This window comes from Dermacoccus nishinomiyaensis, from assembly GCF_900447535.1.
In the GTDB taxonomy this organism is placed as follows: Bacteria; Actinomycetota; Actinomycetes; order Actinomycetales; family Dermatophilaceae; genus Dermacoccus; species Dermacoccus nishinomiyaensis.
This window is the reverse complement of sequence record NZ_UFXX01000001.1, coordinates 2,229,011-2,242,639: the sequence shown is the minus strand read 5'-3', so window position 1 is coordinate 2,242,639 and position 13,629 is coordinate 2,229,011. Positions and strand designations below refer to the sequence as shown.

The window sequence follows — 13,629 nt, the reverse complement described above, 5'->3', positions numbered from 1 at the left end:
TCTGTGGGGCAAGTACGAATTGTCTGACGCGCCAGGCCACCTCACTCGAGCTCGAGCGAGTGCCTGCTGACAGGAGAAAACCCCATGGCTCTCAACACCACGCGAGGCACCGAGCGCACGCTGGGTCAGCTCGTCTCGGACGCCACCACCGACCTGCAGAACATCGTCAAGGGTGAGATCGACCTCGCGAAGGTCGAGATCAAGGCGGATGCGCAGAAGGCCGGCAAGGGCGGCGGGATGCTCGCTGCGGCGGGCGTCCTTGCACTCTTCATGCTCGGCTTCCTGCTGACGTCCCTCGCCTACGGCCTGTCGAACATCTTCGGCTGGAACCCGTGGGCCGGATTCCTCATCGTCGCCGGCATCCTCGCCGTCGTCGCCGCGGTGCTCGCGCTCATCGGCATCAAGGCCCTCAAGAAGATCAAGGGCAAGCCCGAGAAGACGATCGAGAACGCGCAGGCGACGGTCGCGGCCATCAAGCCCGCCAAGTGATCCACCACGTCTGACGCTCGCGTCGGACGCTCGACGAAGGCGGCTCCCCATGCGGGGGGCCGCCTTCGTCATACCCGCACGATCTGGACGCCCCCAGGAACGCCACCGCTCCAGGCGACAGCCGACGTCAGCGCAGGAACCGCTGCGGCACCTGACGGCGGTCGCCGGTGTTCCAGGCGCGGGTGAGCCCCGCAGCGGTGAGCACGGCGTCGAGCAGGAACGCTGTGAAACCCCACACGTACAGCCCGTCGACGGTGAACGCCGGCCCGGCGAAACCGCGCGGATGCGTCGCGGTGTGGCGATTGGCCGGATCGACGAGGTCGCTGACGCGCACCCGCGCGACGTGTGCCACCTCGATCGGGTCGAGCGCGGCGACCGGCGACGGCTGCTGCCACCACGCCAGCACCGGCGTGACGGCGAAGTTCGTCACCGTCAGCGCGACGGGTGCCAGCGCTCCGAGCACCTCGACGCCCGCCGGCGACAGACCGATCTCCTCGTGCGCCTCACGCAGCGCCGTGGCGACGGCGTCCGCGTCGTCGTGCTCGACTCCCCCGCCGGGAAACGAGACCTGCCCCGCATGCGTGCGCATCGCATCCGCGCGCTGGGTGAGGACGACATCGACGCCCCCGCCCTGCTCGTCGAGCGACTCGAGCCCCGCCATCGCGCCGTCCGTCGGCCCGAAGAGGATGAGGACGGCCGACTCACGGGCCCCGGGCCCCGGCGACGGCCAGGCACCGCGCAGCCGGTCCGACGAGCCGAGCTCGTGGACGCGATGCAACCAAGCCGGCGCCTCGGGCGCGTCCGTCATCACGCGAGCCCCGAGTGCCGCGGGACGGTCGGAGTGCCCCGATGCCCGGTCGAGAACGAGGCGTCGGGTTCGGCGCCGTCGACGAGGAGGCCGACGAGGGCCTCACCGCCCTTCGGCACGGCCAGTTCGTACTTGAGCAGCTTGCGGGCTGCATCGGCGTCGATCTCCCCCTCGCCGAACGACGGGCACCACTGCGCCACCGGGCAGACCCCACAAGCCGGGCGGCGGGCGTGGCAGATGCGCCGGCCGTGGAAGATGACGACGTGGCTGAGCATCGTCCAGTCCTTCTTCGGGAACAGCGCACCTACCTCGGCCTCGACCTTGACGGGGTCTTCGGACGTCGTCCACCCGAACCGGCGCGCGAGCCGCCCGAAGTGCGTGTCGACGGTGATGCCGGGCACGCCGAACGCGTTGCCGAGCACGACGTTCGCCGTCTTGCGGCCGACGCCGGGCAGGGTCACGAGGTCGTCGAGCCGGCCGGGCACCTCACCGTCGAAGCGCTCGACGATGTCCTGGCTCAGCTTGATGACGGCGCGCGTCTTGGCCCGGTAGAACCCCGTCGGACGCAGGATCTCCTCCATCTCGGCCGGATCGGCGCCCGCGAGCGCCGCGGCGTCGGGGTAGCGCGCGAACAGCACCGGCGTCACCTTGTTGACGCCGACGTCGGTGGTCTGCGCCGAGATGACGGTGGCGACGAGCAGTTCGAGCGGCGACTCGAAGTCGAGTTCGGCTCGCGCGTACGGGTACTGGGCGATGAGCGTGCGGTAGATGCGACGCGCCTGTCGCACGAGCGCCGTGTGCGTCTCGGGGCGCGCGGCAGCACGACGCGGCATCCTGCGCGCGGGCGACGTCGAGGGCCCTGACGAGGAGGCCGCCGGGCCGGCGTCGCCGGCCGGAACGGACGGGGAAGAACTCATGCTCACACCCTAGAACGCAGCGCTGACAACCCCCTCCGACGGCCCGTGGGTGGGGGCCGTCACATCACGTCGCCCAGCAGTAAACAGCTGTGCTGTGCGGCCCGTCACGCGAAACGTGGCAGGATGGAGAGGTGGACATCGATGTTGTGCGTCAGGCCCCCCTCTTCGCTGCGCTGAGCGACGAGGATGCGCAGGCTCTTCTTCAGCGCATGTCGCGTGCGCGCATCGAACGTGGTGACGTGCTGTTCGAGGAGGGCGAGCCCGGCGATCGGCTCTACGTCATCACCTCCGGCAAGGTGAAGCTCGGCCGCCGCTCCCCCGACGGCCGCGAGAACCTGCTCGCCGTACTCGGCCCCGGCGAGATGTTCGGTGAGCTCAGCCTCTTCGACCCGGGCGCCCGCACGACGACGGCGACCGCCGTCGCCGGCACCGACCTCGTCGGGCTCGGGCACGCCGAGCTCACCGAGTTCGTGTCGACGCGCCCCGAGGTCGCCGTCAAGCTGCTCGGTTCGATCGCGCGCCGCCTGCGCCGCACCAACGAGGCGCTCGGCGACCTCGTCTTCACCGACGTTCCCGGCCGCGTCGCCAAGGCGCTGCTCGACCTGGCGAGCCGCTTCGGCCGTCAGGTCGACGGTGGCGTCCTCGTCGCACACGACCTGACGCAGGAGGAGCTGGCGCAGCTCGTCGGTGCCTCGCGCGAGACGGTCAACAAGGCCCTCGCCGACTTCGCCGGACGCGGCTGGCTCAAGCTCGAGGCACGCGCCGTCACGCTGCTCGACGTCGAGCGTCTGCAGCGTCGCGCTCGCTGAGGCTTCCCCCACGCGGCGAAGGCCGCCCCACCGAATCGGTGGGGCGGCCTTCGACGTCCGTCAGCGCTTGATTCAGACTTCGCCAATACGCGTCAGATGCGCCAACTGCGCCGCGACGACGGCTTCGACGGCGGGGCGCAGGGCCGCGTCGACGCCGCCGTACACACCGTCGATGACGGCGTCGACGCGCGCGGCGTCATCAGCGTCGGACGGTGCCTGGGCGAGCGCGGCCCGCACCTCGTCGAGCCGCTCGTTGCGGTGATGCCGGTATGCGTCGATGACGGCGAGGGCGTCGCCGCCGACGTCGCCGTGCCCGGGTGCCAGCACGGCGCCGGGGGTTGCCTCGAGGGCCGCTTCGAGCACGTCGAGCGTCACGAGGTAGTCGGTGAGGTCGCCGTCGGGGTGGGCGATGAACGAACTGCTGCCGCCGAGCAGCGTGTCGCCGCTGAACAGCACGACATCGCCGTCGCGTTCGAACACATACGCGACCGAATCCGCAGTATGACCGGGCGCGAGGACGACCTGGACGTTGTCGAAGATCCGCCCGTCGACGAGCGTAATACCCTGTGCGCCGCCCCAGACGCGCGCGCGGACGCCTGCCTCGGACAGCAGCTCGGCGAGCCTCGCCGCGCCGCCTTCGTGATCGTCGTGATGATGCGTGAGCAGGACGTCGACGTTACTCACGCCGCGCACCGCGTCGACGAGTGCACCGACGTGCCCGTGCTCGTCCGGCCCCGGGTCGATGACGAGCGCGCGCTCGCCGCCGTCGGCAACGCCGTCAGCTCGCGTGATGACATAGCTGTTCGTGCCACTCAGCGTCATGGCGCTCGGGTTGTCGCAGCGCACGTGAAGCACGCCAGGGGGCAGTGGATGCGTGGTCGCCTGGTCGGTCACGGAAGGTGCTCCCTCAGAGGTTGATGCGGGCTCGCAGGTACGGGCCGTCGGGGCCCATGAGCGGTTCGGGACGGGTCGGTTCGAACGTTGCAGCACGCGCCTGCGTCAGGGCCTCGGACGCGCTCGCGGCGCGCGTCAGCCGCTCCAGACCGGTGCGGGTCGGCGGCAGGAGCCGGACGTGACCGGCCGCCATCTCGTCGAGCATCTCCCGCGGGCGCACCCAGCGGCCACGCTGCGACTCACGCGAGACGGCATCGGCGACGGCGCCCTCCGGCAGCAACGCCGTGAAGAACCACGTGTCGAAGCGTCGCTTCTCGAACGGCGGGGTGATCCAGCGGTCGACGGCCGCGACGAGGTCGGCGCGCAGTCGCCGCCCGGCGAGCACGTCGACGAACGTCACCTCGTGCGCCTCGAGGCGCGTGCGTAGCTCGACGTCAGGCCCCGCAGCCTCGGCTGGGCCATCTGTCTCAGCTGCGAGCCCAGCGTCGGCTCCGTCGCCGACTGCGTTCCCGCGTACGTTCGTGTCGACGAGCAGCACGCCCGCCTCCTCGAACAACTCCCGCAGGGCGCACACGACGACGGCGCCTGCCGCGTCGGCGTCGATCCCGAGGTCGCGCCCCGCGTCCTCGGCGTCGAAACCGTCGAGCAACCCGGCCTTCACGACGTCCTCATCGGCTGCGTCGACCCGCCCACCGGGAAACACCCACGTCGACGGCGCGAAGTCCATCGTCGAGGCGCGCTCGATCATGAAGACCTCAAGCGGTTCACCGCGCACCAGCATGACGGTGGCCGCCTGCGAGGGCGTCACCTCGTCGCCCTGCTCGCCCCGGCCGACGGCGTCGAGCCAGCGCATGGCCGACTCGCGGAACGGCCCGATCGGGAACTCGCGCACCTGCGACGACGTGGTCACGGGGCCCCTCAGTCGCGAACGGCGACGGTGATCTCGACCTCGACCGGTGCGTCGAGGGGCAGGACGGCCACGCCGACGGCCGAGCGCGCGTGCACGCCGGCGTCGCCGAAGACATCGCCGAGCAGGTGCGAGGCGCCGTTGACGACGCCCGGCTGGGCCGTGAACGACGGGTCGCTGGCGACGAACCCGACGACCTTGACGACGCGCGTCACGCGATCGAGGTCGTCGATGACGCTCTTGATCGCCGCGAGCGCGTTGAGCGCACACGTGCGAGCGAGCTCGCTGGCCTGCTCGGCGCTGACCTCGGCACCGACCTTGCCCGTCAGCGGCAGCTTGCCGGCGACCATGGGCAACTGGCCGGAGGTGTGGACGTGGTCGCCGTCACGAACCGCCGGGACGTACGCGGCGACGGGCGCTGCGACCTCGGGCAGTTCGAACCCGAGCTCTGCGAGACGCTCCTCGATCGCGCTCATCGCTCAGGCCTTGGGGCGCTTGAAGTAGCCGACGAGACCGTTGCCGTCGGGGCCGGGCACGATCTGCACGAGCTCCCAGCCGTCCTCACCGAAGTTGTTGAGGATCTGCTGCGTGGCGTGGACCATGATCGGCGCGGTGAAGTATTCCCATTTCTGCATGCCTCCACCCTAGAGCCACCCACCGCCATCACGGTCGAAGCGGCCCGAGGCAGACCCCACCCCATGACGGCGCGAGGCCCACCCCAGGACGGGGTGGGCCTCGCGAGCCTGCGTCAGTCGGCGCCCAGCACCTGACGATCAGGGCTTGACGTACAGCGTGATCTTCTTGCCCTTGCCGAGCTTCTGGCCGGCCGCAGGGTCGGTCTTGAACGCCTGGCCGCCGGAGACGTCACCGGAGTTCTGCTTCGACACGGTGACGAGGAAACCGGCCTTCTCGAGTGTCGACTTCGCGTCCGCCTCGCTCTTGCCCTTGACGTCGGGGACACTCACCTCGTCGCCCTGCTTGGTCGCCTTGTCGGGTTCGGCGAGCTTCGCCTTGGGCATGCCCTTCGAGATCGTGTCCATCGTCGCCTTCCACACCGGCGCCGCGATGTCGCCGCCGTACAAAAAGGTGCCGATGTGCTTGCCCCCGATGGAGACGTTCTTGATCGGGTTCTTGTTGTCGAAACCGCGACCCACCCAGACGGCCGTGGAGAGCTGCTTCGTCGAGCCGACGAACCACGTGTGCAGGGATCCGTCGACCGTACCGGTCTTGCCGAAAGCTTCCCGCCCGTCGGCCAGCTTGGCATCGGAGGCGGTGCCGTCGCTGTCGAATACGTGGGTGAAGATCTCCGCCGTTCCGCGAGCCTCCTGCTGGCTGATGACCTGCTTGCACGGCTCGACCTTGAGCGCCACCGGCTTGCCGTTCGCCTGCTTGATCGAGACGACGGGGCGGGGTGCGCAGTACTTGCCGTCCGCCGCGACGGTGGCGAACGCGTTGGCCATCATCATCGGCGAGGACGAGTCGGAGCCGAGCACGATCGACGAGGGGTCGCGCCGGATGTCGCGCCACCCGCCCGTCTTGAGGTCACGGGCCTGAACACCCATGAGTTTGAAGGTGTCCCGCACCTTGCACGGCCCCAGCGACGCCACGAGGGCTCCGAAGGCGGTGTTGACCGATTCGGCGGTGGCCTTGCTCAGGCTCATCGGGCCGGACGGCACCGGGTGGTCGTTTCCGACGGACCAGTTGCCGGCACCCTGACCGCACTGGCCGGGGAACGTCTTCGACGTGAAGTTGTAGACCGGGCGCCCGTCCTTCGTGCCGTTCATGGCGGGAACGTTCACCGTCGAGTCGACGGCGCGGCCCTGACGCATCGCCTCGACGATGGCGAAGATCTTCGCCGTCGAACCGATGGGGAAGCCCGAGCGGACCCAGTCGACGGACGTCGAGAAGTGGTTCGATCCGGCGACGTCGTACTTGGCGTTCTGCGACATGGCCTGGACGAGACCCGTGCCGGGTTCGATGATGACGCCCGCTGCCTGCACGTCCGCGCCGTTGCCGACGGGAACGCGCTTCTTGAGGTTCGAGTCGAGGGCCGACATCTTCTTCGGGTCGAGCGAGGTCTGGATCGTCAGGCCGCCGGTCTTCAGCTTGGCGAGGCGCTCCTTGCGGTTCGCGCCGAGCGCGGGCTGGTCGGCGACCCAGTCGGTGACATAGTCGCAGAAGTACGGGTACTTGCTGCCCTGGCAGCCACCGCCACCGCCACCGGCGATGTTCGTCACGTGAGTCTGCAGCGGGCTGGCGATGGCCTTCTCACCGTCGGCCTTGCTCACGCGCCCCTGCTTGATCATCTTCTCGAGCACGATGTTGCGGCGCTTCACCGCAGCCTTGGGGTTGTGCACCGGGTCGGTCGAACCAGGCAGGTTGACGACGCCCGCGAGCGTGGCGGCCTCGGGCAGCGTCAGATCCTTCGCCGGATGGCCGAAGTAGTGCTGGGAAGCGGCCTCGATGCCGTACGTGCCGTCACCGAAGAAGACGAGGTTGAGGTAGCTCGTGAGGATCTGATCCTTCGTGTGCGTCTTCTCCAGCTCGACCGCCATCTTGAGCTGCTTGATCTTGCGGACATAGGCGTCGGTGCCGTGCTGCGCGACGGCCTTCTTCGCCTCCTCCTTGTCGCCGCTCTCGATCGCGGCGCGCTGCGCGGCGACCTTGACGTACTGCTGCGTCAGCGTCGAGGCGCCCTGCGTGCTCGAGGAGACGAGGTTCGCGGCGACAGCGCGCAGGATGCCGCGCTGGTCGAGCGCGCCGTGGTCGTAGAAGCGCTCGTCCTCGATGGCGACCTGCGCGTCCTTCATCACCTTCGGGATGGCCGACGACGGCACCACGATGCGGTTCTCGTCATACGGGGTGGCGATGACGGAGCCGTCCTTCGCCAGGAGCTTCGACTGCTGGCTCAACGCGTTTTCGGTGAGCGTGCCCGACATGTCGTCGAACTCCTTGACGCCACCCTTGACGCTCGCGCCCGCGAGGCCCGTGGCGGGGATGAGCAGGCCCGCGAAGAGCAGGCCCAGCGCCATCGAGGTGGCGACGAACGCGCCGAGGAGGCTGAGAACCGAGCCCATCGCAGAACGCTGACGGCCACCGTCAGATTTCTTCCGGGCTTGCTTCTTGGCCGACGCATCGGCGCCAGGAGACTTTCCACGCATGCCGCTCAGCGTATCGGAGCAGCCTGTCAAAGCCTTCGAGGCGCGGTTCGGCGCGCCCCGCGCCGACCGCGTGTACTAACGTTTTTGGTACTCAATCCCCATGGAAACTCACCAGTAACCACGCCTACTGTGCGTATAGCAACTTTTGCACGTGGCGCACGCCACACCGTCATCCGCACCAACAAGGGGAGGGCACCGATGACGATCATGGCCGAAGAAGAGACGCAGACGCCCGTCTGGGACGACAACTGGGCCGCCCGCGCCCAGTGCGCCGCGGCGGCACCTGACGACCTGTTCGCCAAGGGGGCTGCTCAGCAGTCGGCGAAGACGATCTGTCAGCGCTGCCCCGTCGTCGCCGAATGCCTCGCCGACGCGCTCGACAACCGCACCGAGTACGGCGTCTGGGGCGGCATGACGGAGCGTGAGCGCCGCGCGCTGCTGCGTCGCCGTCCGGACGTCAAGTCGTGGGCGACCCTGTTCAAGATGGCGCGCGCCGACGAGGCCGCCGCAGGCATCCGCCGCGAGAGCTGAGACGTGCACGAACGCTGAGGGCCGTGCCGACCGCTGGGGTCGGCACGGCCCTCACCGCCATTCGGGCACCTGAGCCCGCAGCAAGTGATCAGCCCGCGAGCGCCTTCTTGACGGCCGCCGCGACGCGCCCACCCTCTGCCTGCTCGCCGATCTTGGGCTTGACGACGCCCATCACCTTGCCCATGTCTTTCATGCCGGATGCGCCCGTGGCGCTGACGGCCTCGGCGACGATCGCGTCGATCTCGTCGTCGCTCAGCTGCTTCGGCAGGTACCCCTCGAGGCAGGCGAGTTCCGCGTTCTCCTTCTCGGCGAGCTCGGTGCGCCCGGCGCCGACGTAGGCGTCAGCCGCCTCGCGGCGCTTCTTCGCCTCCTTGACGATGACGGCGAGCACCTCGTCATCGCTCAGCTCACGGTGCTCCTTGCCTGCGACCTCGGCGTTCGACACGGCCGTCAGGACCATGCGCAACGTCGCGCTACGCACCTGATCGCGCTCGCGGATCGCGTCGGTCAGGTCGGTGTGGAGAGTGGCCTTCAAGGTGGTGGCACCGGTTGCGTTCATGCGGTCATTCTTCCACCCCGGTGCGAGAATCCCCGCATGAGTTTCCCCGCCCGCCCCCTCCCCCGCGCGCTGTCGCTGGCCGCTGCAGGCACGGCCGCCGGCGGTACGGCGGCGCTGGCCTGGGCCTCGCTCATCGAGCGCAACTGGTACGCGCTGCGCCGCGTCGAGATGCCGGTGCTCGCCCCCGGGACGGCGCCGCTGCGGGTGCTGCACGTCAGCGACCTGCACATCGTGCCGCGTCAGGAACGACGCATCCAGTGGGTGCGTCAGCTCGCGCGGCTCGAACCCGACTTCGTCATCAACACCGGCGACAACCTCAGCGACGAGCACGCCATCCCCGCTGCGCTGCGCGCGATGGGGCCGCTCATGGAGCTTCCCGGCGCGTTCGTCTTCGGTTCGAACGACTACTTCTACCCCAAGCTCAAGAACCCCCTGCGCTACTTCGACGACTCGCATGCCAAGGGCGCGGCGATGCAGACGGGTGAGTTCGACATCGCCCAGTTGCGTGACGGTTTCACCGCGGGCGGCTGGCTCGACCTCACCCATCGACGCGAGCGGGTGCGGGTGGGTGCTGACGGCGTCGCGCTGGAGCTTCTTGGCGTCGACGACCCGCACCTCGAGTACGACGACTACGCGCAGGTCGCCGACGAGGCCGCGTCGCGCCGAGGTGAGGTGGCCGCGACGATCGGCGTCGTCCACGCGCCGTACACGCGCGTGCTCGACGCGATGACGGCCGACGGCGCGGACGCCGTCATCGCCGGTCACACGCACGGCGGGCAGCTGTGCGTGCCATTCCACGGCGCGCTCGTGACGAACTGCGACCTCGACACCTCGCGCGTCAAGGGCGTCTCGCGCTGGTGGCCCGGCGCGTCCGGCGACGACTCGACGCGGGCCGTGCCGATCGGGCCGGGTGCGCTCGCACCGGATGGCTCGCCCCTCGACTCCGCCGCCGAGATCGGCGAGCGCTTCGACGTCCTCGACGCCCACCGCGTGCACAACGACTCGGTCTCGCGCGCGGAGGCTACGGCGCGCGAACGGCGCCGCACCGCGCTGCCGTCGTCCGCCGCGCCCGACGACGCGGCGTGGCTGCACGTCTCCGCCGGGCTCGGACACAACAAGTACACGCCCGTGCGCTTCGCCTGCCGTCCCGAGGCGACACTCATCACGCTGACGGCGAAGGCGCACTGACGAGCCCTGCGCGGCGCGTCAGCGCAGCACGTAGCCGATGCCGGGTTCGGTGACGATCCAGCGCGGGAGGGACGGTTCGGGTTCGAGCTTGCGACGCAGCTGCCCGCAGTAGACGCGCAGGTAGTTCGACTCGCGCCCGTACTGCGGCCCCCACACGGCGCGCAGCAGTTGCTCGTGCGGCACGACGCGCCCGCGGTGGCGCGCGAGTTCGGCGAGCAGGCGCCACTCCGTCGGCGTGAGGTGGACGGCCCCCGTCGGCCCGCTCGCCTCGTACGTCGTGAAGTCGAGCGAGAAGTCCGCGGTGACGACGGGCGCCGGGCCGGACGGTTCGGCGCCGCCTCGCCGCAGCGCGGCCCGCACGCGCGCCATGAGCTCCTCGATGCCGAACGGTTTCGTCACGTAGTCGTCGGCACCCTCGTCGAGCGCCTCGACCTTGTCATCGGCTTCCTGACGAGCCGACAGCACGATGACAGGCACGCTCGAGCTCTGACGCAGTTGGCGCAGCACGTCGACGCCGTCGAGGTCGGGCAGGCCGAGGTCGAGGACGACGAGGTCGGGCATCGCGTCTGCGCACGTGCTGAGGGCATCGAGGCCGCACCCGACGGTCTCGACGTCCAAGCCGCGCGCCTTGAGGTTGATGCGCAGCGTCCGCGCGATCGTCGGGTCGTCGTCGACGACGAGCACTCGTTCACTCATGACTCACCGCGCGTGGTTGCGTCTGCGAACCGGGTATCGACCGGCTGGTCGGCCTCAGCGTCCTGGGGCCGGGCCTCGGGCGCCGACTCGGGTTCCGATTCAGCGCCGGGCTCGGCCTCGCTCGTCGCACCCGCTGCGTTCGCCACGGCCGGCAGGACGATGACCATCGTGACACCTCCACCGGGAGTGGTCTCCGCCTCCAGCATGCCGCCCATCGCCTCCGTCAGGCCGCGCGCGACGGCGAGACCGAGCCCGATGCCGTCACCCGCGGGTGCGTCGCCGTAGCGCTGGAAGGGCCGGAATATCTCTTCGCGCGCCTCGTCGGGGATGCCGGGGCCGTGGTCGGCGACGCGTAGTTCGACGCGCGGGCCGAGCGCACTCGTCGTCACGACAACGCCGTCGCTGCCGCCGTGACGCAGGGCGTTCTCGAGGACGTTCGCGAGGACGCGGTCGAGCAGGCCGGGGTCGGCGACGACGTGGCGCGCGGCGTCGTCGAGGTGCCAGGTGACGCGATCGGGTGTCTCGAGGGCGCGCACCGCGGGTGTGACGACCTCGGCGAGGTCGATCTCGCGCGGGTTCGCGACGAGCGCGCCGGTCTGCAGCCGTGAGGCGTCGAGCAGGTTGCCGATGAGCGCATCGAGCCGATCGGCCGACGTCTCGACGGCTTCGAGCAGTTCCGCCTGGTCCTCCGGCGAGAACGTCACCTCGTCGCTGCGCAGGCTGCCGACGGCGGCCTTGATGCCGGCCAGGGGCGTGCGCAAATCGTGGGAGACGGCGGACAGCAGCGCGGTGCGCGCCTTGTTGTCGCGCACGAGGGTGTCGGCCGACTCGGCGAGGTCGAGCAGCGCTCGACGGTGCAGCACGGCCGCCGCGTGCATCGCGTACGCCCCCAGCAGCCGCTGCCGCTCGGCGGGGACGGGGCGCCCCACGAGGACGAGGTCGTGCTCGTCGTCGATGCGCTCGACCGTCGTCTTCTCGCGCGGCAGCGCCTGCGCGGCGACGTCGCTGTAGCCGTCCGTCGAGGCGATGACGCTGCGACCCGGCCCGCGGGTGCGCACGACGGCCGCCGCGTCCTGGTCGAACATCTCGAGCGAGCGCGTGAGCAGCAGCGCGAGCTGGTCGGCGGAGGACAGCATCGTGTGGCTGAGTTCGGCGAGCGCCGTCGCCTCCTGGTGCGAGGCGCTGACGTCGGCGGCCCGGCGGGCGCTCGCGTGGACGACGAGCGAGACGGCGGCGCCGATGACGACGAAGAGCACGAGCGCGACGACGTTCTGTGGGTCGGAGATCGTCAGCGTGCCGATGGGCGGGGTGAAGAACCAGTTGATGAGCAGGGACGACAGCACACCGGCCGTGATCGCGGGCGCCATCCCGCCGATGAGCGCGACGACCACGGTGAGCAGCAGGTACAGCTGCACGATGAGCGGCAGCCCGACACCGGAGCGCAGCGGCACGAGCAGGGCGCTCAGCAGCGCCGGGGCGGTCACCGAGGTGAGGAAGCCGAGCCGCACCCGGCGCGTCGACAACCCCTCGCGTTCGGTCGGTGACGAGCCCACGTGCGCGAGCTCGTGGGTGACGACGTGGACGTCGATGTCCTCGCCCGAACCCGCGATGATGCGCTCGCCCGTGCCGGGACGCAGCATCGCCTGGGCCCGCGAGCGCCGGCTGAGGCCGACGACGATCTGGTCGGCGTTGACGCCGCGCGCGTAGTGCAGGACGGCCTCGGCCGCGTCGGGCCCGCTGACGGTGTGGAACGTCCCGCCGAGCTCTTCGGTGAGGCGTCGCAGGCCGCTGACGACGTCGGCCTCGGCGGTGCGCAGGCCGTCGTCGCGCACGACGAAGACGGCGTGCATCTCGCCGCCGCTGCCGCGCGCGGCAATGCGGGCGGCGCGGCGCAGCAGCGTCGCGCCCTCGCGCCCACCGGAGAGGGCGACGACGACACGGTGACGTGTCGGCCACGTACCGACGATGTCATGGTCGCTGCGGTAGGCCGTCAGGCTCTCCTCGACGCGGTCGGCGAGCCACAGCAGCGCGAGCTCGCGCAGGGCCGTCAGGTTGCCCTGGCGGAAGTAGTTGGCGAGCGCCGCGTCGACCTTCTCCGGCTTGTAGACGTTGCCGTGCGCCATCCGCCGACGCAGTGCCTCGGGCGCCATGTCGATGAGTTCGACCTGCTCGGCGCGCCGGACGACGACATCCGGCACCGTCTCGCGCTGCAGCACGCCGGTGATGGCGAACGCCGCGTCGTTGAGCGATTCGAGGTGCTGGATGTTGACGGTGGAGACGACGTCGATGCCCGCCGCGAGCAGGTCCTCGACGTCCTGCCACCGCTTCTCGTGGCGGCCGCCCGGCACGTTGGTGTGCGCGAGTTCGTCGACGAGCGCGACCTGCGGCGCGCGCCGGAGCACGGCGTCGAGGTCCATCTCCTCGAGCGTCGCGCCCCGGTACTCGCGCCGCAGTCGCGGCATGACCTCGAGGCCCTCGAGCGCGACGGCCGTCGCCGTGCGCCCGTGGGTCTCGCAGAAACCGACGACGACGTCCGTTCCCCGCCCGGCCCGGCGTCGGCCCTCGGCGAGCATCGCCATGGTCTTGCCGACGCCGGGGGCCGCACCGAGGTAGATGCGCAACGTGCCTCGTGTCATGCGTCCATCTTCTTCTGCCGTCGCGGTTTCCGCC

General features: G+C 70.4%; 14 protein-coding genes. 4 read left to right on the top strand and 10 right to left on the bottom strand.

The features are described from left to right. The first annotated feature begins 84 nt into the window (after nucleotides 1–84). Entirely contained in the window at nucleotides 85–489 is a 405-nt protein-coding gene (locus tag DYE07_RS10455) for a phage holin family protein (protein ID WP_006943992.1), read from the top strand. A 127-nt stretch (nucleotides 490–616) separates the two neighbouring features. On the opposite strand, the gene DYE07_RS10450 is transcribed toward DYE07_RS10455, so the two are convergent. Together DYE07_RS10450 and nth are read right to left on the bottom strand one after the other, a co-directional pair. Further along, a complete protein-coding gene (locus DYE07_RS10450; protein ID WP_074041255.1) occupies nucleotides 617–1,297 on the bottom strand; it encodes an NUDIX hydrolase in 681 nt (226 codons plus the stop codon). Further along, complete coding sequence (nth, locus tag DYE07_RS10445; protein WP_006943929.1) at nucleotides 1,297–2,130, bottom strand: endonuclease III; 834 nt, start codon at nucleotides 2,128–2,130, stop codon at nucleotides 1,297–1,299. Before nth ends, DYE07_RS10450 begins: the two co-directional genes overlap by 1 nt. Nucleotides 2,131–2,345: 215 nt before the next feature. Between nth and DYE07_RS10440 the strand changes: the two genes are divergently transcribed. Further along, nucleotides 2,346–3,023, top strand: coding sequence for a Crp/Fnr family transcriptional regulator (locus DYE07_RS10440; protein ID WP_006943962.1), 678 nt, complete (start codon nucleotides 2,346–2,348; stop codon nucleotides 3,021–3,023). A 72-nt stretch (nucleotides 3,024–3,095) separates the two neighbouring features. On the opposite strand, the gene DYE07_RS10435 is transcribed toward DYE07_RS10440, so the two are convergent. The 5 genes from DYE07_RS10435 to DYE07_RS10415 form a co-directional block, all read right to left on the bottom strand. Then, the gene (locus tag DYE07_RS10435; RefSeq protein ID WP_147286925.1) at nucleotides 3,096–3,917 is read right to left on the bottom strand and encodes an MBL fold metallo-hydrolase; all 822 of its coding nucleotides are present in this window, start codon (nucleotides 3,915–3,917) and stop codon (nucleotides 3,096–3,098) included. Between the two features lie 13 nt (nucleotides 3,918–3,930). Continuing rightward, nucleotides 3,931–4,827, bottom strand: coding sequence for an NUDIX hydrolase (locus tag DYE07_RS10430; protein WP_115296934.1), 897 nt, complete (start codon nucleotides 4,825–4,827; stop codon nucleotides 3,931–3,933). Between the two features lie 8 nt (nucleotides 4,828–4,835). Continuing rightward, a complete protein-coding gene (locus tag DYE07_RS10425) occupies nucleotides 4,836–5,300 on the bottom strand; it encodes a RidA family protein (RefSeq protein WP_062256208.1) in 465 nt (154 codons plus the stop codon). 3 nt (nucleotides 5,301–5,303) lie between these two features. Further along, nucleotides 5,304–5,459, bottom strand: a complete 156-nt coding sequence (sp36, locus tag DYE07_RS10420; protein WP_006943980.1) for a Sp36 family protein — start codon at nucleotides 5,457–5,459, stop codon at nucleotides 5,304–5,306. Nucleotides 5,460–5,597: 138 nt separating this feature from the next. Beyond that, nucleotides 5,598–7,985 carry a transglycosylase domain-containing protein gene (locus DYE07_RS10415; protein ID WP_115296933.1) on the bottom strand — a complete coding sequence of 796 codons (2,388 nt, stop codon included), beginning with the start codon at nucleotides 7,983–7,985 and terminating at the stop codon, nucleotides 5,598–5,600. 198 nt (nucleotides 7,986–8,183) lie between these two features. On the opposite strand from DYE07_RS10415, the gene DYE07_RS10410 reads away from it, so the two are divergent. Beyond that, nucleotides 8,184–8,516, top strand: coding sequence for a WhiB family transcriptional regulator (locus tag DYE07_RS10410; RefSeq protein ID WP_083604053.1), 333 nt, complete (start codon nucleotides 8,184–8,186; stop codon nucleotides 8,514–8,516). An 88-nt stretch (nucleotides 8,517–8,604) separates the two neighbouring features. Here the strand turns inward: DYE07_RS10410 and DYE07_RS10405 are convergent, their stop codons facing one another. Next, nucleotides 8,605–9,075: a GatB/YqeY domain-containing protein gene (locus DYE07_RS10405; RefSeq protein ID WP_006943945.1), complete on the bottom strand. Its 471-nt coding sequence runs from the start codon at nucleotides 9,073–9,075 to the stop codon at nucleotides 8,605–8,607. A gap of 36 nt (nucleotides 9,076–9,111) precedes the next feature. Between DYE07_RS10405 and DYE07_RS10400 the strand changes: the two genes are divergently transcribed. Next, nucleotides 9,112–10,263, top strand: a complete 1,152-nt coding sequence (locus DYE07_RS10400) for a metallophosphoesterase (RefSeq protein WP_115296932.1) — start codon at nucleotides 9,112–9,114, stop codon at nucleotides 10,261–10,263. A gap of 18 nt (nucleotides 10,264–10,281) precedes the next feature. On the opposite strand, the gene DYE07_RS10395 is transcribed toward DYE07_RS10400, so the two are convergent. Both DYE07_RS10395 and DYE07_RS10390 read right to left on the bottom strand, forming a co-directional pair. Further along, nucleotides 10,282–10,959: a response regulator gene (locus DYE07_RS10395; RefSeq protein ID WP_006943998.1), complete on the bottom strand. Its 678-nt coding sequence runs from the start codon at nucleotides 10,957–10,959 to the stop codon at nucleotides 10,282–10,284. Beyond that, a complete protein-coding gene (locus DYE07_RS10390) occupies nucleotides 10,956–13,595 on the bottom strand; it encodes an ATP-binding protein (protein ID WP_062256084.1) in 2,640 nt (879 codons plus the stop codon). The genes DYE07_RS10395 and DYE07_RS10390 overlap by 4 nt, the downstream gene beginning before the upstream one ends. Nucleotides 13,596–13,629 lie beyond the last annotated feature (34 nt).